Origin of the sequence: Corynebacterium sp. HMSC05E07 (assembly GCF_001807225.1) — a bacterium.
GTDB lineage: Bacteria > Actinomycetota > Actinomycetes > Mycobacteriales > Mycobacteriaceae > Corynebacterium > Corynebacterium singulare.
On sequence record NZ_KV788215.1, the window covers coordinates 60,049 to 83,022 of the forward strand.

At 60.2% G+C, this 22,974-nt stretch carries 19 protein-coding genes; 12 read left to right on the top strand and 7 right to left on the bottom strand.

Going from position 1 to position 22,974, the window contains the following annotated elements; genetic code table 11:
• Positions 1-159: 159 nt before the first annotated feature.
• The gene (gene leuS / locus HMPREF3149_RS04830) at positions 160-3,024 is read left to right on the top strand and encodes a leucine--tRNA ligase (RefSeq protein ID WP_070536944.1); all 2,865 of its coding nucleotides are present in this window, start codon (positions 160-162) and stop codon (positions 3,022-3,024) included.
• Between the two features lie 274 nt (positions 3,025-3,298).
• Here leuS and HMPREF3149_RS13540 read toward each other — a convergent pair whose 3' ends face one another.
• Positions 3,299-3,571, bottom strand: coding sequence for a hypothetical protein (locus HMPREF3149_RS13540; RefSeq protein ID WP_070536945.1), 273 nt, complete (start codon positions 3,569-3,571; stop codon positions 3,299-3,301).
• Here HMPREF3149_RS13540 and HMPREF3149_RS04840 point away from each other — a divergent pair, their 5' ends adjacent.
• Positions 3,572-5,257: a DUF2339 domain-containing protein gene (locus HMPREF3149_RS04840; protein WP_168162179.1), complete on the top strand. Its 1,686-nt coding sequence runs from the start codon at positions 3,572-3,574 to the stop codon at positions 5,255-5,257. It abuts the gene before it with no gap.
• Here the strand turns inward: HMPREF3149_RS04840 and HMPREF3149_RS04845 are convergent.
• Both HMPREF3149_RS04845 and HMPREF3149_RS04850 read right to left on the bottom strand, forming a co-directional pair.
• Positions 5,254-6,558, bottom strand: a complete 1,305-nt coding sequence (locus tag HMPREF3149_RS04845; protein ID WP_070536947.1) for a hypothetical protein — start codon at positions 6,556-6,558, stop codon at positions 5,254-5,256. The two genes, HMPREF3149_RS04840 and HMPREF3149_RS04845, sit on opposite strands and share 4 nt — an antisense overlap.
• A gap of 49 nt (positions 6,559-6,607) precedes the next feature.
• Entirely contained in the window at positions 6,608-8,293 is a 1,686-nt protein-coding gene (locus HMPREF3149_RS04850; protein WP_070536948.1) for an FAD-binding dehydrogenase, read from the bottom strand.
• Between the two features lie 221 nt (positions 8,294-8,514).
• Here HMPREF3149_RS04850 and HMPREF3149_RS13545 point away from each other — a divergent pair, with 221 nt between their 5' ends.
• From HMPREF3149_RS13545 to metS, 9 genes are all read left to right on the top strand, one after another.
• Positions 8,515-8,673 (top strand): hypothetical protein, encoded by a 159-nt coding sequence (locus tag HMPREF3149_RS13545; RefSeq protein WP_168162180.1) that lies wholly within the window; start codon positions 8,515-8,517, stop codon positions 8,671-8,673.
• A 3-nt stretch (positions 8,674-8,676) separates the two neighbouring features.
• Positions 8,677-8,772, top strand: a complete 96-nt coding sequence (gene kdpF / locus HMPREF3149_RS04855; protein ID WP_039672809.1) for a K(+)-transporting ATPase subunit F — start codon at positions 8,677-8,679, stop codon at positions 8,770-8,772.
• Positions 8,772-10,484 (top strand): potassium-transporting ATPase subunit KdpA, encoded by a 1,713-nt coding sequence (gene kdpA / locus HMPREF3149_RS04860; RefSeq protein WP_371440954.1) that lies wholly within the window; start codon positions 8,772-8,774, stop codon positions 10,482-10,484. The genes kdpF and kdpA overlap by 1 nt, the downstream gene beginning before the upstream one ends.
• Positions 10,481-12,550 (top strand): potassium-transporting ATPase subunit KdpB, encoded by a 2,070-nt coding sequence (gene kdpB, locus HMPREF3149_RS04865; protein WP_070536950.1) that lies wholly within the window; start codon positions 10,481-10,483, stop codon positions 12,548-12,550. Before kdpA ends, kdpB begins: the two co-directional genes overlap by 4 nt.
• A gap of 30 nt (positions 12,551-12,580) precedes the next feature.
• Positions 12,581-13,132: a potassium-transporting ATPase subunit C gene (locus HMPREF3149_RS04870; RefSeq protein WP_070536951.1), complete on the top strand. Its 552-nt coding sequence runs from the start codon at positions 12,581-12,583 to the stop codon at positions 13,130-13,132.
• A gap of 23 nt (positions 13,133-13,155) precedes the next feature.
• A complete protein-coding gene (locus tag HMPREF3149_RS04875; RefSeq protein WP_070536952.1) occupies positions 13,156-15,753 on the top strand; it encodes an ATP-binding protein in 2,598 nt (865 codons plus the stop codon).
• Positions 15,750-16,481: a response regulator gene (locus tag HMPREF3149_RS04880; RefSeq protein WP_070536953.1), complete on the top strand. Its 732-nt coding sequence runs from the start codon at positions 15,750-15,752 to the stop codon at positions 16,479-16,481. Before HMPREF3149_RS04875 ends, HMPREF3149_RS04880 begins: the two co-directional genes overlap by 4 nt.
• Before the next feature lie 154 nt (positions 16,482-16,635).
• Positions 16,636-18,288: a sodium-dependent transporter gene (locus HMPREF3149_RS04885; protein ID WP_070536954.1), complete on the top strand. Its 1,653-nt coding sequence runs from the start codon at positions 16,636-16,638 to the stop codon at positions 18,286-18,288.
• A gap of 25 nt (positions 18,289-18,313) precedes the next feature.
• Positions 18,314-18,478: a methionine/alanine import NSS transporter subunit MetS gene (gene metS / locus HMPREF3149_RS04890; RefSeq protein ID WP_042532830.1), complete on the top strand. Its 165-nt coding sequence runs from the start codon at positions 18,314-18,316 to the stop codon at positions 18,476-18,478.
• A 6-nt stretch (positions 18,479-18,484) separates the two neighbouring features.
• Here the strand turns inward: metS and HMPREF3149_RS04895 are convergent, their stop codons facing one another.
• Positions 18,485-19,450: an acrylyl-CoA reductase family protein gene (locus HMPREF3149_RS04895; RefSeq protein ID WP_042532828.1), complete on the bottom strand. Its 966-nt coding sequence runs from the start codon at positions 19,448-19,450 to the stop codon at positions 18,485-18,487.
• 87 nt (positions 19,451-19,537) lie between these two features.
• Between HMPREF3149_RS04895 and HMPREF3149_RS04900 the strand changes: the two genes are divergently transcribed.
• Positions 19,538-20,110 carry a VanZ family protein gene (locus tag HMPREF3149_RS04900; RefSeq protein ID WP_070536955.1) on the top strand — a complete coding sequence of 191 codons (573 nt, stop codon included), beginning with the start codon at positions 19,538-19,540 and terminating at the stop codon, positions 20,108-20,110.
• Positions 20,111-20,114: 4 nt separating this feature from the next.
• Here HMPREF3149_RS04900 and HMPREF3149_RS04905 read toward each other — a convergent pair whose 3' ends face one another.
• Genes HMPREF3149_RS04905 through HMPREF3149_RS04915 form a run of 3 tightly spaced genes read right to left on the bottom strand, consistent with a single transcriptional unit; the run spans position 20,115 to position 22,898 of the window.
• Positions 20,115-21,134 (bottom strand): NAD(P)-binding domain-containing protein, encoded by a 1,020-nt coding sequence (locus tag HMPREF3149_RS04905; protein ID WP_070536956.1) that lies wholly within the window; start codon positions 21,132-21,134, stop codon positions 20,115-20,117.
• A 5-nt stretch (positions 21,135-21,139) separates the two neighbouring features.
• Positions 21,140-21,757: a response regulator gene (locus HMPREF3149_RS04910; protein ID WP_070536957.1), complete on the bottom strand. Its 618-nt coding sequence runs from the start codon at positions 21,755-21,757 to the stop codon at positions 21,140-21,142.
• Complete coding sequence (locus HMPREF3149_RS04915; RefSeq protein ID WP_070536983.1) at positions 21,750-22,898, bottom strand: sensor histidine kinase; 1,149 nt, start codon at positions 22,896-22,898, stop codon at positions 21,750-21,752. Before HMPREF3149_RS04915 ends, HMPREF3149_RS04910 begins: the two co-directional genes overlap by 8 nt.
• Positions 22,899-22,974: the final 76 nt, after the last annotated feature.

The following is a 22,974-nucleotide window of genomic DNA, read 5'->3' on the forward strand; positions in this document are numbered from 1 at the left end:
ATAGCCAAATGTAGAACAGTAGAACAATGGTGATTTTAGTGGCGATGCCTAGGGAGAACAAGGGGGCGTCGACAGTGGCGCCGCCGCGCAGCGGAGCAGAATGCGGCTCAGCTGGGTCTAACTGGGGAGATGTCCATTCGGTGACTACACTGTCAAAGCATGACTAACCCGAGCGATACCACCGCCCACCGTTACACGCCGGAGCTCGCCGCGCAGATCGAAAAGGCCTGGCAGCAGTACTGGAAGGATAACGGAACTTTCCACGCACCGAACCCTGTCGGCCCGCTCGCGGAGGGAGGAGACCTCCCCGCTGAGAAGCTCAACGTCCAGGACATGTTCCCCTACCCGTCTGGTGCGGGTCTGCACGTGGGTCACCCGCTGGGTTATATCGCTACGGATACTTATGCCCGCTTTAACCGCATGCTGGGCAAGAATGTCCTGCACACGCTGGGTTATGACGCCTTCGGTCTGCCGGCGGAGCAGTACGCTATCCAGACTGGTACGCACCCGCGCACCACCACGGAAGCAAATATTCAGAACATGCGCCGCCAGCTGGGTTTGCTTGGTCTGGGCCACGATTCGCGCCGTTCCGTCGAGTCCACGGATCCGGCCTACTTCAAGTGGACGCAGTGGATCTTCCTGCAGATTTACAACTCCTGGTTCGATGAGGATCAGCAGAAGGCGCGCCCGATGTCTGAGCTCATCAAGGAGCTCGAGGTGGGCAAGCGCACGACCAAGGATGGCCGCTATTACGCAGACCTTACTCAGGAGGAGCAACGCCACGCGCTTGATGAGTTCCGTCTTGTTTACCTGTCCAATTCCACTGTGAACTGGTGCCCGGGCTTGGGTACGGTGCTGGCGAATGAGGAGGTCACCGCGGAGGGTAAGTCGGAGCGCGGTAACTTCCCGGTCTTCCGCAGGAACCTGAAGCAGTGGATGATGCGCATTACCGCTTACTCGGATCGCCTGCTCGATGACTTGGACCTGTTGGATTGGCCGGACAAGGTCAAGTCCATGCAGCGTAACTGGATTGGCCGCTCCCGTGGTGCGGAGGTCACCTTCCATGCGGAGGGCTACAACATTGATGTTTTCACCACGCGCCCGGATACCCTCTTTGGTGCGGAGTACGTGGTGCTGGCCCCCGAGCATGAGCTTGTCGATGCCCTCCTCTCCCCCATTCCTTATGACGATGACGTGGATGAGCGCTGGACCTTCGGACACGATGATCCGAAGGAAGCCGTGGAGGCCTACCGTGCGTCGATTGCGGCGAAGTCTGACCTAGAGCGCCAAGAAAATAAGGACAAGACCGGTGTCTTCCTGGGTACTTACGCCACCAACCCGGTTAACGGCAAGCAGGTTCCGATCTTCATCGCGGACTACGTCCTGACCGGCTACGGCACCGGCGCCATCATGGCGGTTCCGGCGCACGATACCCGTGACTATGAGTTCGCCACGGTTTTTGGTCTGCCGATCACTGAGGTCGTCGCTCCGCTTGATTCGTCGGACGAAAGCGCAGCGCAGTCCGGCGCTTATACCGAGTCCGGTAAGGCCGTGAACTCCGCCAACGATTCCATTGACCTCAACGGCATGTCCAAGGATGAGGCCATCGCCGCCATCATCCCGTGGTTGGAAGACCAGGGTACTGGCCGTGAGAAGATCCAGTACAAGCTGCGTGACTGGCTGTTTGCCCGCCAGCGTTACTGGGGTGAGCCCTTCCCCATCGTCTACGACGAGGCCGGCCAGGCCTACCCGCTTCCGGAGTCGATGCTGCCCATCGAGCTGCCGGAGGTAGAGGATTACAAGCCGGTATCCTTCGACCCGGATGACGCTGACTCCTCCCCGCAGCCGCCGCTGGCAAAGGCCCGCGAGTGGGTCGAGGTGGAGTTGGACTTGGGCCTGGGTGATGGCCCGCAGACCTACTACCGCGATACGAACGTCATGCCGCAGTGGGCAGGTTCCTCCTGGTACCAGCTGCGCTACATTGATCCCACGAATGACGAGAAGTTCTGCGATCTGGAGAACGAGCGCTACTGGACTGGCCCGCGTCCGGAGGAACATGGGGCCAATGATCCCGGCGGCGTGGACCTCTACGTCGGCGGTGTGGAGCACGCTGTTCTGCACCTTCTTTACGCCCGTTTCTGGCACAAGGTTCTCTACGATCTCGGCCACGTGACCTCGAAGGAGCCCTACCGTCGCCTCTACAACCAGGGCTACATCCAGGCCTATGCCTACACGGATTCCCGTGGCGTCTACGTCCCGGCCGCCGAGGTAGTAGAACGCGATGGCGCGTTCTACTACGGGGATGAAAAGGTCAACCAGGAGTACGGCAAGATGGGTAAGTCCCTGAAGAACGCCGTGGCCCCGGATGACATTTGCCGCGACTACGGTGCGGATACGCTGCGCGTTTATGAGATGTCCATGGGTCCGCTGGATACCTCGCGCCCGTGGGCTACCAAGGACGTCGTTGGTTCTCAGCGCTTCCTCCAGCGCCTGTGGCGCCTAGCTATCGATGAGAATTCGGGCGAGCTGTCCACGACGGACGCAGAGCTTTCCGACGATGACCTCAAGCACCTTCACCGCACCATTGCGGGCGTGCGCGATGATTACGAGAATCTGCGTCTGAACACCGTGGTGGCCAAGCTCATCGAGTACGTCAACTACCTGACCAAGGCGTACCCGAAGGGTGCTCCGCGGGCGGCCGTTGAGCCTCTGGCACAGTTGGTCTCCCCCATTGCCCCGCACATCGCGGAGGAAATGTGGAAGCGCTTTGGCCACGAGGACACTATTACCTACGAGTCTTTCCCTGAGTTCGACGAGAAGTACCTCGTTGACGATGAGGTAGAGGTACCGGTCCAGATCAACGGCAAGGTCAAGGCCCGCGTCATGGTGCCTGCCGACGCTGACCAGGCCACTGTTGTGGGCATTGCACAGAGCGACGAGCGCATTGCGCAGCTCACGGAGGGTAAGACTGTGGTGAAGGAGATTTACGTCCCAGGCCGCATGGTCAACCTGGTGGTGAAGTAGGCCCCTCTTCTTCATCCTGTGGTGTACCTAGGGGTGACGGGCCAGGTTCCAACTGGGTAACGATGCGGCTGAACGTATGGCCGCCGGGTAGTAAGCACGGTAAACATAAATCATGCACAACGACCCTTCCCTTGAGGAATACCGGCGCCACTTAGAAGCTGCGGAACGGGAGCTTCGTGATGCCCGCCGGTGGCTTGCTGAGCATGAGCAATCCCGCGCCCGTGGGGACGCGTCGAGGCCGTCGGGGCCCCCACGCGCGTCTCAGACGCCTCACCTAGGTCAGCAGCCTCGGCCACCGCACGTGGCCCAGACGCAGCAGCCTCTCCCCCAGGGTGCGCCACAGCTTCAGCGCCAACCCCAATCTTCTCCTCAATCTCCTCCTCAGGGTCAGCAGGAGGCACACCGCCACCAGCAGGCTTTCCGCCAGCAGCCGCAACCGCAGGCTCGCCCCCAGCAACCGCAGGCTCGCCCCCAGCAACTGCAGCAGCCGCAGCAGCCGCAGCAGCAACAAATGCCGTACCAGCAGCAGATGCAGCGCCAGCAGCACATGCAGCACCTTCAGACACAGCACGGGCAACCCCTGCCGCAGTGGCAACAGCGACCACCAACGCCACCAAAGTCGCCGGAAGAGAAGGAAAAGACGCTCATCGGCGTCGTTGCTATCGCCGGTACTCTCATCACGTTGGTGGGTATCGCTTTTCTGGTCGGTATGGCAATCCAGGCTGGGTTGCTGGGACCGCTTGGCCGCGTGGTTCTGGCCTACATGGTGTCCATTGCTCTCGCAGGTGCCTCGTTGAAGTTCCGTGGCAAAGCACCGGAGGCAGGAACCACTGCCCTACTAGCTACCTCGCTCTATTCTGCGCTGGTGACAACGTTGCTCGTGGTGACGTGGTTGGGCTGGTGGCCGGCATGGTTCGGCGCCATCATCATGACCATGATTTACGCTGCGTATGTGGCTTTTGTGCACATCAAACCCGAGGGCTTCCATTCGTTGACGCAGATGTGGTTAGCCATCGGTATGGGATTTACAGCAGCGGTGTTGACGTTCACCTACGGTGGCAGCGCCTGGCCGGCAGTGCTCATGCCTCTCGTGGCTTTGGTGGCTTCAGCTCTGCGCAAGAATGATGTGCTCCGCGGTGTCGGCGCCGTTGCCCTGTTCTTAGTTGTCGCCGGTCTGCACCTGTGTGATGAACCTACTCCTGCAGCCATCAAGGCCACGGCTGCTGGGCTGTCCCTAGTTGCGCTCGTGGGGCTTTCTGTCCATTTCCGCACAGGCGTAAAAACTTTTGGCAACATAGTCGCTGGTTTCGTCGTGCCGGTATTGATGTTGATATTGGGTATGTCGCAGTTCAACTATGAGCCAGCTACGTGGATTACTGTGGCCTGTTTAGCAGGAGTCGTTGTTGTGGCGTGGGGACACACACAGGGCTGGATTGCTCTCGGGGCGGTTCCGCTCTTCTACGCATGTTCATTGATGGCGACGCGGTTTGATTTCTACAGTGACAGCATGATGAACCCCTCCGATGATCCGGTCCGGGTTTGGGGAAATCTTCTCCTGACGGCGCTTTTCTATGCTGCACTCATCGCCCTCCTGCCCTACCTCCGCCACCTCGTCCTCCACCTCACATGGGCAGTGAGCATTATGATTGTCGCTTACGTTCCCTGGGCAGCCACACTGTTCTCTGCCGGTGGATTCTATGAGGTGCCACGTCTGCCAATTGAAGCGGCACTGCTGGGTGCTGCTCTAGGGGCCGCATGGGTACGCCGGAAGACGATTTACGGTGTGGCAGGAAACAAGTTCTACGCGGCTGTTGTCGCGCTGTTCGCGCTTGTCCTCAGCATGATTGCCGTGGTCGGTGTAGTCAGCGGGCTCGGTCTCGTCATTGGAGGCTACGATCTCGTGCAGCCCGCGTGGTACACCGGTCACGCCGTGGTGTCAGTGGCGTGGATGATGCTCGCCGCATTCCTCCTTATTAAGCGCCAGGAAGGCTTCACTGGGCTGGGTATTCTGCTTGCCGTCGTGGCGACGTTGAAGCTCACTTTCTTCGATTTGGCTGCGCTGCCGGGCATTTTCCGCGCCCTCGCCTTCCTGTTTAGCGGTATTGTGCTGCTGGTCATCGCCGTGTATCGCGTGCGCTCCACGCCAACGGTGGAGCCCATGAAACAGCCTGCACAGCAGGAGCAGCAGCAGAATGCGGCTGGACCGCAACAGCCACAACAGCCACGGAGCTAGTCCAGTTCTTGGTTGAGGTCGTCGCGCAGAGGGGAGAGCACGGCGGCCACAAAACCTTCATGACCAGGAGTAATGGTTGCTAGGTGGTTGTCGCTGGTGAGAATTCCCAGCGCAAAGAACAGGTCACGGGTGATGGCGAGAATAGGGTCCCAGTCCAGCTGGGTGGCCGTGTCACCACGCAGAAGATGAACAAGATCGAAACCCAGCTGCGGCGCGGTGTCCGAAAGGCAGTAGGCAAAAGGAATCGCCCTAAGAATCAGTTCTGTGGCGAACTGCGGATCGTGGGCCGCTTTTTCACCAAGCTCAGTGACGCGGATGGTTGAAGTGGTGCACTTGAGCCAATCCAGGTCAATGAAGAACTCACGCAAGTTCAACAGCGTTTCGTGGTAGTCCTCGCGCTTAACGTGTTCATAGGAATTGGGCCTAGGCAGCCAGTCTTTCAAGCGCTGCACCGCGGCTTGCTTGAGGAACCCAGCGCCAGTAAGCCGCGGGTAGTCCGCAATGATGTCGAGGTAGCCGCGCACGCGCTGGCCGATCATCTGGACAGTGTCCTGGGAAAGCTCCGGTAGTGCGAAGCCTGGACTGAGTTCTGGGTAGGCCTCATGGATCTCCTCGCGCCATTGTTCGAGAAGCTCAGTGGGAAACCCCAGGGAGTCAGCATCGTCTGTGAAGTCATCCCAGGGCTGGGCGTTGAAGGGATCGAAGGGAAGGTCGGAGGCCAGTGAGGATTGGGTTCCTCCGTCGAGGTTTGCGGCTTCTGTGCCCATCGCTGCCAAGCGCTCCGCGATAGCCGGGTGATAGCACGTGGTCAGACGCTGATTGATCTGCTCAAGGGTGTAATTGGGGAAGAGCTGGAATATGCGCTCCATGTCGTTCGGTGCAACGCCCATGTAGGCCATGGACGCCTGCACATCGAGCATCACGCTGAACATTGCTTGCGTGGAGCCCAACTCCGTGACCAAGTCCGGGCCTTCCCCGGAGATCAGGGCAGGCAGGCCCATGACGACTCGCGAGGTGTCCGCGATGCTGATGGTGATGCACCAATCGCCCTCGGACGGGTGGTAGTGGATGTCCTCGCCGAAGGAATCGTAGAAGTCCGAGTCAATGATGGGGAAGATGTCGATGGGCTCGTCATCGTCACGCACCATGAGCTGGCCGGGTTTAGACGGTTCCAGGCCAAGGGCTGCATGAACGATGATGATCATCTCACCCACAGTAAGTTCAGCGGGTGTTGCGACGAAGCGCGTCACCGTGAAGTACGGATTCTCCACCACGATGCGGACATTTCTAGCGAGGTTCATGTTTTACACGGTAGGGCAGGAGAGGGGATCGTGCTGGGCATCAGCAAGACTAAGTTCGCGCGAGCGCCTCGCCCACGCGTTTGCCCGAGTGAATGCAGCCGCCCAAGAAGGTTCCTTCCAGCGCATTCTTGCCGTGCATGCCGCCACCACCGAAACCGGAGGCCTCGCCGCAGGCATACAGTCCGGGGAGCACTGTGCCGTCCGCGTTGAGGCACTGGCCGTCGAGGTTGGTCTCCAACCCGCCGAGTGTCTTGCGGGTGAGGAAGCTGAGACGCACAGCAATGAGCGGACCCTTGGATTCATCGAGGATGCGGTGTGGGGGAGCAACGCGAATGAGCTTGTCACCTAAGAAGCCGCGCGCAACGCGAATGTAGTTGACTTGGGCATCCTTACTGAAGGGATTGTCCAGCTGGGAATCGCGGTCTTCCAGGACTTTTCTTAGATGGGCCTCCTCAATGGTGGGGGAACCCTCCGGTGCCAGGCGGTTCATTCCGGCGACGAGATCGCTGAGATTGTCTGCAACGACCCAGTCGATTCCGTTCTCCATGAAGGCTTTCACCGCCACGTGTGTGCCCGGGCCCACCTTGCTGGCGAGTTTCTTGAGCTCCTTATCTGTGAGGTCCGGATTTTGCTCGGAGCCGGAGAAGATGAATTCCTTGTCCACGATGGCCTTGTTGAGCACGAACCAGGAATAGCCGTGGCCGGTCTGGCCGATGTGGGCTAGTGCCGCCAGGTTATCGGTGCCGGGAAAGAGGTTGGTGGGCAGGCGATTGCCTTCCGCATCGAGCCAGAGCGCTGAAGGGCCCGGGATGATGCGAATGCCGTGGCCAGGCCAGATGGGATCCCAGTTGGTCATGCCTTCGGTGTAAGCCCACATACGGTCGGTATTGACCACGGAGGCGCCAGCCTGCTGGGCGATGTCGATACCACGGCCGTCGACATGCGCGGGCACGCCCGTGACCAGCTCTTTCGGGCACTCACCCCAGCGCTCAGTGGGCCACATCTGGCGTACTTTCTCCAGGTTGCCGCCGATGCCGCCGGTGGCAATCACCACAGCAGAGCCACGCAGCTCGAAGTGCTTGACGACGTCCCTCGTGCTCGCCTCTCCACGCACCTGATTGGTGGGGGAGAGGACGCTGCCGCGCACGCCCACGACACGCGGACTGCCCGCCTCGTCGCTCTCGATGACGAGCTCATCCACGCGATGGCGGAAATGGAATTCCACCTGGCCTTGCTCCTCAGCACGGAGGAGTGGCTCACGGAAAACGCGGACGACCTCGGGACCTGTTCCCCAGGTGAGGTGGAAGCGCGGCACGGAATTGCCGTGTCCGGACGCGTCACCAGAGCCGCGTTCTGCCCATCCAATGGTGGGCAGAACATTAAGGCCTACGCTCTTGAGATAATCGCGTTTCTCGGTGGCCGCGAAGCGCACGTACTCGCGTCCCCATTTCTCCCCCCAATAATCGTGGCGGTCCTCCTCGGTCACCGGGTCATAATCGGCGGAGTTGGCCCAATCCCGCCAGGCCAGCTCCTCGGAGTCTTTGACCCGCATCAAGGATTGCTCGGGGGAGTTGACGTAAAACAGTCCGCCGAGAGACCAGAAGGCCTGGCCACCGAGGTTGTTGCGGTTTTCTTGTTCAAGGAAGATGACGTGCTTGCCACCTTTGATGGCCTCATAGCCGGCGACCATGCCGGCGAGGCCGGTGCCTACGATGATGACTGAGGTTTCGTTCATGGAAAGAAACTTTACGTGATGAAAGAACAGTTAGGGGGAGTATTCAGGAAGATGTGCAGAAACAATGAAGTTCCGGGATCTGTTCGTTGGGGGTAAATGGGGGCGTAAAGAGGACGTAAAGATTCGAGGCTAAAGGTGTAAAGATGCCGCAAAGAAAAGATAAGTACAGCGGGGTGTGCTCCTAACGTCACTAGATGTCAGATGCCGATTAGGAGGCACTGATGCTCGGTGACACCCTCACTGAGCACGGATTAGTGCAGAACTTTGCACGCGCACAAGGGGGTCTCTCCCACATGTTGGACATTCTGGTCATCGTGATCGTGGTCCTTGCGTTCAGCGGTCCTTCCTCCATCAACGAGTTGATGGACGGAGACGCGTAGAACATGAACACCATCACAGCAGTCATCGGGCTCATCATTGTTGTCGCGCTCGTGGCCTATCTCATCATTTCCCTTATTGACCCGGAGCGTTTCGCATGATCGCTAGCATTGCGGCGGTGGCGCCGCAGTACCTTGCCCTACTTGCACTTCTAGCGGCGGCTTACATGCCGCTGGGCAATTGGATGGCCCGTACATATACCTCTGACAAAGACTGGGCCGTGGAGCGCCTTGTGTACAGAATTTTGCGCATTGACCCTGACCGGGGGCATAACGCTAAGAACTACACTCGCGCTCTGTTGGGCTTCAGTCTGGCCTCAGTCCTCGTCCTTTATGCAGTGCAGCGACTCCAAGCGGTGTTGCCAAGTTTTGGAAACGCCCGCGAGGAGGCCGTGGAGCCGTGGATGGCCTTCAACACCGCGGCTTCCTTTACCTCCAACACCAACTGGCAGTCGTATTCTGGTGAAGATACTCTGACCAACGCTTCACAGATGCTTGGTTTGACCGTCCAAAACTTCGCCTCAGCCGCCGTAGGCATGTGTGTTGCCGTAGCCCTGATCCGCGGCATCGGTCACTTGGGTTACAGCCGCGATAAGTTGGCAACCGAGAATGGTCAGCACCTCATCGGCAACTTTTGGGTAGACCTCACCCGTGGTCTCGTCCGAATTCTGCTTCCCCTGTCACTCATCATCTCCACCGTGCTCATTCTCGGCGGCACCATGCAGACCTTTGGCTCGAACCTGGTTACGGAGTCCGGTGTAGATATTTCCCGTGCTCCCGTGGCCAGCCAGGAAGCCATTAAGCTCCTGGGAACCAACGGCGGTGGCATATTCGGTGCCAACTCGGCGCACCCGTTTGAGAACCCGACCGGTTTTACTAACCTCGTGGAGATCTTCTCCCTGCTTGTCATCTCTTTCTGCATGATCCGCATGTATGGTGTGATGCTCAAGTCGCAGAAGCACGCGTGGACGCTGCTCAGCGTGGCTGGTGGTTTGTGGACCGTGATGGTTGTTCTGGTGACTTGGGCACAGCACACCCTTGTCGGCGGTGCGTCTCAGTTGGCAGGCGCCAACATGGAAGGTATCGAACAGCGACTAGGCATTGATGCCTCAGCCTTGTTTGCGGTGTCTACCACTGGTACCTCGACGGGTGCGGTGGATTCGATGCACGATAGCTATTCGCCACTGGGCGGTGGTCTGCTCATCCTCAACATGCTGCTGGGTGAAATCGCGCCGGGCGGTGTGGGTACTGGCCTCTATGGCCTGTTGGTAGTGGCCATCCTCGCGGTGTTCATCGGTGGCCTCCTAGTGGGCCGCACACCGGAGTTTATGGGCAATAAGATTGGCCGCAAGGAAATTTCAGCGGTCAGCCTGTACATCCTCACCATGCCGGTTCTGGTTCTCGTGGGCGTTGGTGCATCCGTGGCGCAGCGCAAGCTCGTGGAAGCCTCAGCGACCAACTTCGGTGCACCGGGAACGGCGGATAATGCCCATAGTCTGTCGGAAGTTCTTTACGCCTTTACCTCGGCAGCGAATAACAACGGTTCTGCTTTTGCTGGATTGACGGTGACCGAGCCCTGGTGGCAGATCACCTTGGGCTTGGCCATGCTGTTAGGCCGGTTCCTGCCCATTGTCTTCACCCTTTACCTAGCTGGAAGCCTGGCAGGACAGAAGCGCCAGGCCACCACCGCAGGCAGCTTACCTACCTCCGGCATTACCTTCTCGCTGTTGACTATCGGAGTAATCCTGCTGGTCGCAGCGCTCACATTCTTCCCTGTCCTCACTCTGGGTCCCATTTCGGAGGCACTATCATGACAACCCAAACCATCACCGCTGAGCCGGATAAGACTCCTCGCAGCAAAGCTCCGGGGAAGAGCAGTGGCCTCGCGGCTGCGGCGCTGAAAACGCTTCCGAGCAAAATGTCCCCGCTCGCCCAAGCACGCAACCCCGTGATGTTCGTCGTGTGGGTGGGCGCGGCACTGACCACTGTGTGGTCCATCATCAACCCCAGCTTTTACGGATGGGTCGTGACGGTATGGCTGTGGTTCACCATTGCTTTTGCCGCCTTCGCCGAGGCCTATGCCGAAGGCCGTGGTAAGGCCCAGGCAGACAGTCTGCGTTCTGTGCGCGATGATGCCACTGCCAATCTCATTACTGATTCTGGCATTGTAGTGGTTCCCGCGTCCGAGCTGACCAAGGGTGCCATCGTGCGTGTGGAAGCAGGGGAGACCATCCCTGGTGACGGTGACGTCATCGAAGGCGCTGCCAGCGTGGATGAATCGGCTATTACTGGTGAGTCGGCCCCTGTGGTCCGCGAAGCCGGCGGTGACCGCTGTGCCGTGACCGGCGGCACCGTGGTGCTCTCTGATTCCATCAAGGTCAAAATCACCTCTGAGCCGGGCTCCACCTTCGTGGACACCATGATTGCCCTGGTGGAGGGCGCCGAGCGCCGCAAAACTCCGAACGAGATTGCGCTGAGCATTTTGCTCTCCACGCTGACCATTCTCTTCCTTGTTGCCGTCACTGCGCTTGCCCCGATGGGTCTGTTCACCGGCGCGGAGCTTTCGCCACTATCCCTTATCGCTCTGTTGGTCTGCCTAATCCCTACCACCATTGCCGCCCTACTTTCGGCAGTTGGTATCGCCGGTATGAACCGCCTCGTTCGTCACAACGTTCTGGCCACCTCCGGCCGTGCGGTGGAGGCGGCTGGTGACGTCGCCACGCTCCTCATGGACAAGACGGGCACCATCACTTACGGAAACCGCCAGGCCACCGGCCTGATTGTGGCTTCGGGCGTTGACGAGCGCGAGGCTGCAGCGATTGCTCGTATTTCCTCCCTAGCGGATGAAACCCCAGAGGGCCGCTCCATTGTGGCCTGGCTGACTGAAAACTACTCTCTTTCCAGCGAAGGAGATGCAGAAGCGCGGAGTGCGGAGGTCGTTCCATTCAGCGCGTCGACGAGGATGTCCGGTCTAGACCTGGCTCACCGCAAGCTGCGCAAGGGCGCTGGCGATGCCGTACGTAAGTGGGTTACTGAAGTAGGCGGCACCTGGCCGCAAGAGATCGAGGACTCAGTAACCCAGATTGCACAAGACGGTGGCACCCCGCTGCCTGTCGCCGTGGAAGAATCCGATGGCAGCCGCACGGTAATTGCGGTTGTGCAACTGAGTGACGTCGTCAAGCCCGGCATGGCCGAGCGTTTCGCTGAACTGCGTCAGATGGGCATCAAGACCATCATGGTTACCGGTGACAACCCGCTGACCGCAGCAGCTATTGCCAAGGAAGCCGGCGTCGATGATTACATCGCCGAAGCCACGCCGGAGGACAAGCTCGCCCGCATCCGTGAGGAGCAGGCACAAGGCCGCATGGTGGCCATGACCGGTGACGGTACTAACGACGCCCCAGCGCTAGCCCAGGCGGACGTAGGCGTGGCCATGAACACTGGCACCTCCGCGGCGAAGGAAGCTGCGAACATGGTGGACCTGGATTCCGACCCGACAAAGCTCATCGATGTCGTTCGAATTGGTAAGCAGCTGCTTATCACCCGCGGCGCGTTAACCACCTTCTCCTTGGCCAATGACTTGGCGAAATACTTTGCCATCCTGCCGGCGCTCTTCTCCACGCAGTTGCCGCACTTGGAGCGTCTCAACGTCATGCACCTGCATTCTCCTGAGTCCGCCATTGTTTCCGCAGTTGTCTTCAACGCGCTCATCATCGTCGCGCTCATCCCATTGGCGCTCAAGGGCGTGTCCTACAAACCGGCCTCTGCGTCCTCACTGCTGCGTCGAAACCTCGGCATCTGGGGTCTCGGCGGTGTCATTACCCCCTTCATCGGCATCTGGGTTATCGACCAAGTCGTCTCCCTCCTTCCAGGCCTATAAAGAAAACCTGTAAAGAAAAAGGAAGCAATAATGCGTGTTTATCTGCGTAATCTCATCGCCGGATTCGTCGCCGTACTCTTATGTGTCGTCGCACTCGGCATGATCTACCCGGCCGCAGTGTGGGGAATATCTCGCATCACCCCGAAATCTGCCGAGGGCAACCTTGTTTACCAGGGTGAATGCCTGGTCGGTTCCAGTCAGATTCAGGATGGCGTGGACGATGGGCCCTACTTCTTCACCCGCGCGGAAGGTATGAGTAACTACGGCACATCAAGTACTGAGCTAGAAAGGGCCATCCGGGAACGCCGAGAGGAAATTGCTCAGCGTGAAGGCGTATCCGTGGAGCAGGTGCCTGCCGATGCCGTTACCGGATCCGGTTCCGGCGTGGATTCCGGCATCAGCCCCGAGTACGCGGAGCTGCAGGCTCCGCGCGTGGCCCGGGAACAGGGGATGAGCGTCGACGACGTGAAGAAGCTGATCACGGACAATACTGAACATGCCAGCCTGGGTTTCCTGGGCGAGGACACAGTAAATGTGACCACACTCAACATTGCATTGCCCACGCCTACCCCCTGCCCATAAAGATCAGCTCATAAGATGAAGCAATGTTGACCGAACCGACAACACCCCCGACGCGAGTCAAGCGCGGCACCCTAAAGATTCTGTTGGGCGCCGCTCCCGGCGCGGGCAAAACCTGCGCCATGCTCAGCGAAGCGCACACGCTGCTCGACCAAGGCCGCGACGTTGTCGTGGGGGTCGTGGAAGACCACGGGCGCGCGTACACCAAGGCCCTGTGCGAGGGGCTGGAGATTGTTCCGAGACGCGCTGTTGAGGGCATTTCCTCAGGTGAAATGGACACTGCGGCGGTTATCCAGCGCCATCCGGAGACCGTTCTCGTCGATGAGTTTGCTCACTCTAATCCGCGAGACGAGGTTCACGAGAAGCGGTGGGAAGACATTGAGCAGATTCTGGACGCCGGAATTGACGTCATGTCGACTCTCAATATCCAGCATCTGGAGAGTCTTAACGACGTTATCAAGCAGATCACGGGCATCGCGCCGCAGGAAACGGTGCCGGACGAGGTAGTACGTGCCGCCGATGAGATTGAGCTTATCGACGTCTCCCCGCAGCTTCTGCGCACCCGTCTGAGCAACGGCCACGTGTACCGCGAGGCACGCATCGAGCCTGCCCTCAACAACTACTTCCGTGTGGGAAATCTTACTGCGCTGCGCGAACTAGCTTTGTTGTGGTTAGCGGATCAGGTTGATGAGGCCCTCATCACTTACCGCTTAGACCAGAAAATCACAGATACGTGGGAAGCACGTGAGCGGGTGGTTGTGGCGATTCAAAACGTGGCGCACGCAGAGACCCTCATCCGCCGCGGGCGGCGCATCGCGACAAAATCCTCGGCGGAATTGCACGTAGTTCACGTTGTTTTCGGTGATTCCTTCACCTCTCGTTCCTCCTCGGTGGGGGGATCAGCGCAACAGCTCGCCCGGCTGCAGACCCTAGCCCAGGATGTGGGCGCGCGGTTGCACCAAGTTACCGGGGACACCGTCCCGGAAGCTCTGCTCAATTTTGCCCGGAGTGTCAACGCCACCCAGCTCGTAGTGGGAGTCTCGCCGCGGCGTCGCTTCGGCGTGCACTGGCACGGTACGGTGGCGGAAACGGTGCTGCGTGAATCCGGCTCGATTGACTGTCACATCGTCAACCTTCCCCCGGAAAAACCACTTCCGCTCACACGGATGCTGCATCCTTTCCGTCCCTTCCCGCAGCGCGCCATTGCGTGGCTCAGCTCAGCGTTGGCTTTCGTGGGGCTCACTGCACTGTTGGTGCAGGCGGACGGCCAGGATTTAGGAACAGGCACCTGTTCCGCGTTCTACTTTGCGCTCATCCTGCTTGTCAGTTTGGTGGCAGGCCTGTGGCCGGCCGTCGTGGTAGCGGTGGCTTCCGGCCTAGCGGTCAACTGGTTCTTCACCGAGCCGATCCACACCTTCGATATAGCTGATCCCGCTAACGCCGTCATCGCCGTGGTTATGGTGGCTATTGCACTGGCGGTCGGCATCCTCGTGCGCCGCGCCAAAATTGAGCGTGCGAACGCAGCTATTGCTGCGCGCGATGCCGAGTTGCTCACAGTGTTTTCTCGTGCCGCCTTGAATCGCCGCGCGGATTCTTCCCCGAAAGATGCCGTGATGCGCAAGGTGGGGGAGGCATTTGGTTGCCGTAGAGCAGAGCTACTTGATGAAAACGGTGACGTTCTTGCCACCTGGCGTGCAGCGAGCCCCGAACGCACCTCGAAACACCTTCATATTCCCGAAAAGGTGCGCCATGAACGGGCGGTGGACACCGTTGTTGCGAGCGCAGATGGCACGGTTCAGCTGCGTCTCGAAGGCCCCACATTGTCTGCTCGTGACCGAGGGCTGGTCACCGTGGTAGCGGGCTATCTGGCAGGTATTGTTCGCCGCGAAAAGCTCTCTGCTGAAGCCGCGCGCGCAGATGCGATAGCCGCTGCTGATGAGTTGCGCCGAGCGCTGTTGTCGAGTGTCAGCCACGACCTGCGTACCCCGCTGGCGACGGCCAAGTTGGCGGTATCCTCGTTACGCAATGCTGACATTGAATTCACTCCCGAAGACCAGGACATGCTGTTGGCAGAAACTGCGGCGAGCATTGAGGAACTTACCGGGTTGGTAACCAATTTGCTGGATTACTCCCGGCTTACAGCCGGCGCCATAACCGCCCGTCGAGACATCGTCGAGGTGGCCGACGTGGCTAATCGCGCCATTGCTTCCTGTGCCTTTGGGCATTCCCGAGAGCAAATTGGGCGCATTCACCTAGACCCTAGCGTGCGCGGAGTTACGTGCTGCGCGGATACGGCGCTCATGGAGCGCGTCTTGGCCAATCTCTTCGATAACTCCTTGCGCTATGCGCCAACCGGCGACGTTACCTTGAGCGCCCACACCACCACCGAACAGGTAGAACTGATCGTTGTCGATGAAGGCCCGGGCATCCCACCGGAGAAGCAGAAGGAACTGTTCCAAGCGTTTCAGCGTTTGGGTGATACCAGCAACGACAACGGTGTAGGCCTTGGCCTTTCAGTTGTTCAAGGTTTTGTAGAGGCCATGGGCGGTAGCATCGAGCTGGCTGCCACCCCGGGCGCAACCTTTATTTTGCGGTTTCCCGTCGCGGGAGGAGAACAGAAATGACGACGAAGAAAACCAGCATCGCCATAGTGGACGATGACCCCCGCCTGCTTAACACTCTAAGCATAAACTTCAAGGCTCGTGGCTACGAGGTTTACCAGGCGCGTACAGGTGCAGAGGGACTGCAAGTGGTTTCGAAGCAGCAGCCAGACGTTGTGATTTTGGACATGGGGTTGCCGGATATGGATGGCACCGTCGTGTTGGAAGGAATCCGCGGGTGGTCGGCGGTACCGGTCATCATCCTGACGGCGCGCTCCGATCCGCTGTTTAGCGCCGCAGCTCTAGATCGCGGCGCGGACGACTATGTGACCAAGCCCTTCTCTATGGAGGAGCTTTTGGCCCGTGTGCGAGTGGCGCTGCGGCATGGCAGCCCGCAGAGTCCCGTGAGGCGCGCCGAGACCGCTGTGGTCCGCGCCGGGGACGTCGTGATTGACGTTCCACGCCATTCCATCACCAAAGGCGGCGAGCCGCTGCATCTGACACCCACCGAGTGGGGCGTGTTGACCACATTACTTCGCGCACACGGCGGTTTGGTGCGCAAGGAGGACCTGCTTTCTGAGATCTGGGGTCCTGGCTTCGAGGGGCAGGGGCACTATCTCCGCATTTACACCTCCCAGTTGAGGCGCAAGCTGGAGGATGACCCCGCCCACCCACGGTACCTGCTCACAGAATCTGGGTTGGGTTATCGTTTCGTAATCCCAGAGACGGGACAGGAGAGCGACCTAACTTAAAGGTGGCGAAAAATGAGACACAATTCTCAAAAAAGGGTACCTATTGGTCGGCAGGTAGTATAAACTCCTCGCTAATACTCGTCCGCATGTGGATGCTGAAGGTTCCTCTTTCAGGTTCATGCGGACGGGATGTGCTCTACAAGAAGGTGCTCTCATGTCTTCAACAACCACGACAAAGACCAAGTCGACGCGCGATACATTCAACACGCGTTTTGTCTTCCTCATGGCCGCCATCGGTTCCGCCGTCGGCCTCGGTAATATTTGGCGCTTTCCGTACGTTGCCTATGACAACGGCGGTGGCGCCTTCCTCATCCCGTACATGGTGGCACTGCTCACTGCGGGTATCCCGATTCTCTGGTTCGACCTGGCCATCGGCCACCGCTTCCGTGGCTCGGCGCCGCTGGCTTTCCGCCGAATCAGCAAAGCGTGGGAAGGCGTGGGGTGGTTCAAGGTGGGCGTGAACTTCTTCATTGCCATCTACTACGCGGCGATCATCGCCTGGGCCGCCCTGTACACCGTCAAGTCGGTGAACCAGGCGTGGGGAGAGGACACGGCGACCTACTTCATGAGTGACTTCCTCCAGTCGGACCCGGAGAAGACGTACTCGGGCAACGTGGTCCCGTCCATTCTCGGCGTCATGATCGTCGTGTGGATCATTTGTATCGCGACCCTCGCCACGAGCATCAACGAGGGTATCGGCAAGCTGACCTCCATCTTCCTACCTGTGCTGGCGGTCATGTTCATTGTCTTGGTCGTCCGCGCCTTCTTCCTCGACGGCGCGGCTGAGGGTCTCAACGCTTTCTTCACCCCGGATTGGTCGGTGTTGAGTAACCCCTCCGTGTGGATTGCGGCCTACGGTCAGATCTTCTTCTCCCTGTCCATCGGCTTCGGCATCATGATCACCTACGCGTCCTATCTGAAACCGCGCACTAACCTGACTAACACTGGCCTGGTGACCGCGTTCGCGAACTCCTCCTTTGAGGTTCTCGCAGGTATTGGAGTCTTTGCCACCCTGGGCTACATGGCTGCCCAGCAGGGCGTGGCCGTGGATGAGGTGGCTTCCTCCGGTATCGGCCTGGCGTTTATCGCCTTCCCGACCATCATCAATCTCATGCCGCTTGGCGGTCTCTTCGGCATCCTCTTCTTCGGCTCACTCTTCCTCGCTGGCGTGACCTCGCTGATTTCCATCATGGAGGTTGTGGTCTCCGCAGTGGCTGATAAGTTCGATGTGTCCCGTCGAGTGTCTGCCATCAGCGTCGGCAGCATCATGGCAGTCGTGTCCTGCTTCCTCTTTTCCACATCGTCCGGCCTAGTCACGCTGGACATCATGGATAAGTTCACCAACAACCTGGGTATCGTCTTCGGCTCCATCTGCGCACTGGTGGTCGTGGGCTGGATTACCGGCCGCCGCAACGAGATCCAGCAGCACCTCAATGCAGTCTCTCACCTTAAGGTCGGCGGATTCTGGCAGGTCCTGGCCTTCATCGCTACCCCGCTATTGCTGGTCTACTTCCTGGTCAACGAGATCATCACCATCGCGAGGGAAGGATACGAGGGATACTCCTCCAGCCAGATTGGGCTCTTTGGGTGGGCTGTGCTGGGCATCATCCTCCTGGGCAGCTTCCTCATGCCGCTCGTGGCCTTCCGCGGCAACAAGTACCTAGACGGCATGGAGACCTCGGACTACGGTGTGCCGGTCGGCGGCCGCCCGGCCGGCACCCCGAACCCGCTTTCTGCAGGTCAGACGGCAGACACCGCCACTGCACGTGTCAGCCACAATGCTGTGCCTGTCTCGGGCGAGAAATAACCACTACTAAGAAAGGACAACGACAATGACTACAAGCGCAATCCTGCTCTTCATCCTCTTCGTCGTCGTCATCTGGGGCGGGTTGGTGGTCTCCTCCATCTGGCTGGCCCGCAGCGACGATGACACGACGGGCGAGCTCGGCACAGCTCCCGGTACTGATGACGAGGCCTTGTCCCACCGCGTCCACTAAAGCGGACTAGATCTCAACGACAGTGCGCCCGTGACGGGATCCGGCGCGCAGCTCTTCGGCGGCTGCAGCAACATCCTTCAGCTGCACCGTTTCCGTGATGGAGCGCAGCAGGTCGAGGTCTAGGTGATCGTCGAGAAGCTGCCACGCGGCCTCACGTACCGCACGCGGCGCATCCACGGAATTGCCACCGGCCAGGACGATTCCGCGCAAGATAAAGGGCAGCACCGAAGCCGGCAGGTCCGGGCCTGCAGCCATGCCGGTGGCGGCAACCACGCCGCCCCACCGCACCTGCGCAAGAACGTTGGCCAGGACGGTGGACCCGGCGGTGTCCACGGCGCCGTCGTACAGCGCCTTCTGCAGCGGACGGCCGGTCTCGGAGAGCGCTGCGCGGTCGAGGACGTGGTCCGCGCCCAGCGTGGTGAGGTACTCCGACTGGGAATCAACGCGGCCAGTCACCGCGGTTACCTCGTAGCCTGCGGATTTGAGAAGTTGCACCGCGATGGAGCCCACGCCACCCGTGGCGCCCGTGACGAGGATGTGGCCCTCGGTCGTGCCGTGGGTGCGCAGCTGATTCACGCAGATGGCCGCGGTGTAACCGGCCGTGCCAATCGCGGCGGCGTCGCTAGCGCTGAAACGCTCCGGCACGGGGATGGTGGCCTCACCGTTGACGCGCTGCTGGGTGGTGTAGCCGCCGTGGCGGAATTCCCCCAAGCCGTCACCAAACGCGGCGACGAGTTGGCCTTGCTTCAGACGCTCATCCGTGGTCTCTTCCACGGTGCCCACGACGTCAATGCCGGGAACCAGCGGGTCAATGCGCATAACGCCCTTATTGCCCTCCAAGGCCATGGCGTCCTTGTAGTTGAGGGACGAGTACTGCACGGTAACGAGCGTATCGCCCTCTGCCAGTAGCGGTTCGTCTTGGAAGGAGTGGGATACTCCGGAATCAGTGCGTGTGACAATCAGTGTGCTCATGCGCACTATCCTACCTGTGCTGTGAAGCAGCATTTTGGCAGAAAATGATCCAGGAACTTGGCAGCAAGTGCCTTTACAGTGAGCACCATGAGCACGACAGAGCTTCGTCATCCCCGTAACCGGCTCGCGCCCGTGCCGGATCTGAACCGGCACATGCTTCGCGACGCCCTCCTCATCACCCTCCTTGCCCTCCTCACCGTGGGCCTCGCCACCCTCGGCAAACCCTTCATGGATATCCCCGGTGTCGTGAACGGTTCTGCCCATGCCGTGCGCAGGGTGAACCTGCACCTCTTCGGCGGTTTCACTACCTCCTCGGTGTGGTACGGCGCCTGGAGCGACCTCTTTGGCAACATCCTTCTCTTCATGCCTTTCGGCGCGGCCGTGTACGTCATGGGGCGTTCCCTTCGTCGGGTGCGCTGGGGCCTAGGTGGTGCCCTGCTCCTCGGTGTGGCAGTGAGCGTGGGAATCGAGAGCGCCCAGTACGTCTTCCGCCTAGGTTTTAGCGATATCGATGATCTCCTCTACAACACGGTGGGAAGTGTTCTTGGCGCGCTGCTTATGGCGCGGCTGAGCCGTGAGAAACAGAAGCAGATTCTGCACCGCTTAGGTTTTGTCCTTGCGCTGGCGGTGGTGGGACTCATCGGAGCGATACTGCTCTAAGCCGCTAGGCAGACTGGTCTCGAACGAGTTCTGCGATATCGGCCGCGACCTGCCGCGCATACGGCGAGACACCGGCAATGGTGGCTGAGCCCGGTCCGGTCCACGTTCCATAGCCCACGGGGAAGAATCCTTCCACCGTGGGCTTTCCTTCTGCCAGCAGCCCGGTGAAGGGGCGCAGAGCGGGGCGGAAACCGGTGGCCCAGATGAGATCGCTAAATCCCTGCTCGGTGAGCTCATCGAGCGAGGTAAACATCGGCGTGGAGCTCAGCAGGCCGCTATCCCGAGCCTTGAGCACCGGCGGGACCATGACGATGTCCCCCAGCTCTGATTCCGGTCCGGGATCGGGTTCGCCCTTGGCCAGCGCAAGCATGCGCTGGCGGTTGCGGCTAAAGAGCACGCGGCCATCGACGTCATCCGGCATCCACCGCGGCGGATGCGTGGTAAACCACGTGGTGTCTACGCCCTTCAAGGCAAGCTCGGCGGCGATTTGGGCGCCCGAGTTACCCGCACCGACGACGGCGACGCGCTTCGCATCGGGCTGTGCGCCAGGGAGAAACGGTGCGGGGCCGGGGTAGTTCGTGGTGTGCCACTGGCGGCCAGCAAACGCGCCGGGGTAGAAGGGGATAAACGGTGCGGACCACGTGCCCGTGGCGGCGACAACGGTGCGGGCGAGAAACTCCCCGCGGTTCGTGGTGAGGCGGAAGGAGGCGGTGTCATGAAACACAGCGGTGACCTCAACGCCATGCTGAACGGGCAGTCCGTAGCGCTCTTCGTAGCGCGTGAGGTAGTCCACCACATGGGTAGCCGGCGGGAAACCGTCATAGTGCGGCATGGGCCAGCCGGGCAAGGTGGAGGACTCGGAATCGCTGAAGAGCGTGAGAGAGTCCCACGCGTGCTGCCAGGCGCCGCCGGGGGAGTCGTTAGCATCGAGGATGAGGAAGTCGAGCTTCTTGCGGCGCAGGTAATAGCCGGTGGCCAGGCCGGATTGGCCACCACCGACGACCACGCAATCGTAGATGTGCATTTTACTTAAATGAGTTTGCGCTCGCGGGCGGCGGAGACGGCCCCAGTGCGGGTGTCCACCCCGAGCTTCTGATAGACGTGAATGAGGTGAGTCTTGACGGTGGCCTCAGAAATGAAGAGCTGCTGCGCAATCTGTTTATTGGAACGGCCCGTCGCCAGGGATTGAAGAATCTCCAGTTCACGGGCGGACAGGGCGGTCTCCGGCTGGGCAAGACGCTCTGCCAGGAGGTTGGTCACCTCGGGCGCTAGGGTGCGCTTGCCCGCAGCGGTATCGAGCACGGCATTGTGAAGGGCTTCCTCAGGAGCATCCTTAAGGAGGTAGCCCATCGCGCCGGCTTCTACGGCGGCGAGGATATCGGCCTGGGTGTCATACGTCGTCAGGATGAGCACCGGTGGTCCATCGAGCTCACGCACGCGCCGGGTAGCGGCGATGCCATCGACATCCGGCATCTGAATATCGCAGACGACGACGTCGACCGGGGGGACGTCGTCAAGCGCCAGCTGCTCCACCGCTGAGCCATCCGAGCCTTCCAGCACCACCTCGATGTCGTGAAAGGTGTTGAGGATTGAGCGCAGCCCGGCGCGGACCACGGGGTGATCATCGATGAGCATCACGTTAACCATTGCGCTTGCTTCCTGTTGGGATTCGCACCGCGAGCGCGGTGCCGGCAGGTGAGGATTCTACCTGGACGGTGCCGCCAACGCTGCGAACACGCTGCTCTAGGCCGGTAAGCCCAAAGCCCCGGGGGCCGTCGATGCCGTGGCCATCGTCGACGACATCTAAGGTGACCTCATCCGCAAATGCACCCAGCGTGACCACCGCACGGTCGGCGTCGGCATGTTTCATCACATTGGTCAGGCCCTCGCGCGCACAGCGCAGAATGACATGGTGAAGCTCGGTGGGAACCTCACCGCGGCCGGTGAGTTTGAGGCTGAACTGCGTGCGCAGCCCCAGTCCCTTCGCTTGTGCTTGGAGTTCGTCCACGAGGGCGCGCAGGCCTTCATCGATGGAGGAGGCGGGGGAGGCGAGCTCTTTAACAAAACGGCGGGCTTCCGCGAGGTTGTCCTGGGCCACCTTCTCAATGAGGCGCAGCTGCTCCGTCTTTTCTTCTGCATCCGGGGTGTTCTTGGCGGCGCGGCTGAGCAGCACGATGGAGGAGAGGCCCTGAGCTACGGTGTCGTGAATCTCGCGGGAGAGGCGCTCGCGTTCCTCCAGGCGGCCGGCCTGATGCTCGGTGGCGGCGAGTTCCTCCTGGGTTTCGCGCAGCTGCTTGGCGACGGCCGCGTGGTGCACCGCCTCCGCTTGAATCTTGCGGGCGGCATGGTAGACGAGCACGGCGAAACACGTGCCGATGAAGGGGCCGATGGCGGCAGCCGCCGTCCATGCTTGGGGATGTAGCCAGGCGGGGATGAAAGCGGCGATAGCCCACAAAATGGCGCTGGCGAGGATACCGGGCCAGAACGGAAGAGCATGGACAAAGACGAAGACCAGTGGGAATTCCATCCACATGAAGTCTTGGGCATGCACCATGAGACCTATCCACAGCAGGCACAGTGCGGCGAGCCACAGCGTGGTGGGCACGGGCTTGGCGGGCTTGCGGGCGGCGTAGAGCACGAAACCGGCGTAGACCACCGCGAGGGCAATCGCGAGGCCGAAAACCCGGGCATCGAGGCGATCATCGGCCCAGGCGCGGAGCACGCCGAAGACCAGCAGGAATCCGAACATGGCATGGAGGCCAAAGGTCCACAAGCTGTTTCGCATCATCACGCCGATCCAGCCTATCGCCTCAGCGGTTGAGGCCGAATCAACCAACTGGTTGATTGGAGGTTCAACTAGGTGC

Excerpts from the sequence above, each read along its gene's own strand:
- leuS (WP_070536944.1), top strand. The coding sequence starts at position 160 with ATGACTAACCCGAGCGATACCACCGCCCACCGTTACACGCCGGAGCTC.
- HMPREF3149_RS04840 (WP_168162179.1), top strand. The coding sequence starts at position 3,572 with ATGCAGCACCTTCAGACACAGCACGGGCAACCCCTGCCGCAGTGGCAA.
- HMPREF3149_RS04845 (WP_070536947.1), bottom strand. The coding sequence starts at position 6,558 with ATGAACCTCGCTAGAAATGTCCGCATCGTGGTGGAGAATCCGTACTTC.
- HMPREF3149_RS04850 (WP_070536948.1), bottom strand. The coding sequence starts at position 8,293 with ATGAACGAAACCTCAGTCATCATCGTAGGCACCGGCCTCGCCGGCATG.
- HMPREF3149_RS13545 (WP_168162180.1), top strand. The coding sequence starts at position 8,515 with ATGCTCGGTGACACCCTCACTGAGCACGGATTAGTGCAGAACTTTGCA.
- kdpF (WP_039672809.1), top strand. The coding sequence starts at position 8,677 with ATGAACACCATCACAGCAGTCATCGGGCTCATCATTGTTGTCGCGCTC.
- kdpB (WP_070536950.1), top strand. The coding sequence starts at position 10,481 with ATGACAACCCAAACCATCACCGCTGAGCCGGATAAGACTCCTCGCAGC.
- HMPREF3149_RS04870 (WP_070536951.1), top strand. The coding sequence starts at position 12,581 with ATGCGTGTTTATCTGCGTAATCTCATCGCCGGATTCGTCGCCGTACTC.
- HMPREF3149_RS04875 (WP_070536952.1), top strand. The coding sequence starts at position 13,156 with ATGTTGACCGAACCGACAACACCCCCGACGCGAGTCAAGCGCGGCACC.
- HMPREF3149_RS04880 (WP_070536953.1), top strand. The coding sequence starts at position 15,750 with ATGACGACGAAGAAAACCAGCATCGCCATAGTGGACGATGACCCCCGC.
- HMPREF3149_RS04885 (WP_070536954.1), top strand. The coding sequence starts at position 16,636 with ATGTCTTCAACAACCACGACAAAGACCAAGTCGACGCGCGATACATTC.
- metS (WP_042532830.1), top strand. The coding sequence starts at position 18,314 with ATGACTACAAGCGCAATCCTGCTCTTCATCCTCTTCGTCGTCGTCATC.
- HMPREF3149_RS04895 (WP_042532828.1), bottom strand. The coding sequence starts at position 19,450 with ATGAGCACACTGATTGTCACACGCACTGATTCCGGAGTATCCCACTCC.
- HMPREF3149_RS04900 (WP_070536955.1), top strand. The coding sequence starts at position 19,538 with ATGAGCACGACAGAGCTTCGTCATCCCCGTAACCGGCTCGCGCCCGTG.
- HMPREF3149_RS04905 (WP_070536956.1), bottom strand. The coding sequence starts at position 21,134 with ATGCACATCTACGATTGCGTGGTCGTCGGTGGTGGCCAATCCGGCCTG.
- HMPREF3149_RS04910 (WP_070536957.1), bottom strand. The coding sequence starts at position 21,757 with ATGGTTAACGTGATGCTCATCGATGATCACCCCGTGGTCCGCGCCGGG.
- HMPREF3149_RS04915 (WP_070536983.1), bottom strand. The coding sequence starts at position 22,898 with ATGATGCGAAACAGCTTGTGGACCTTTGGCCTCCATGCCATGTTCGGA.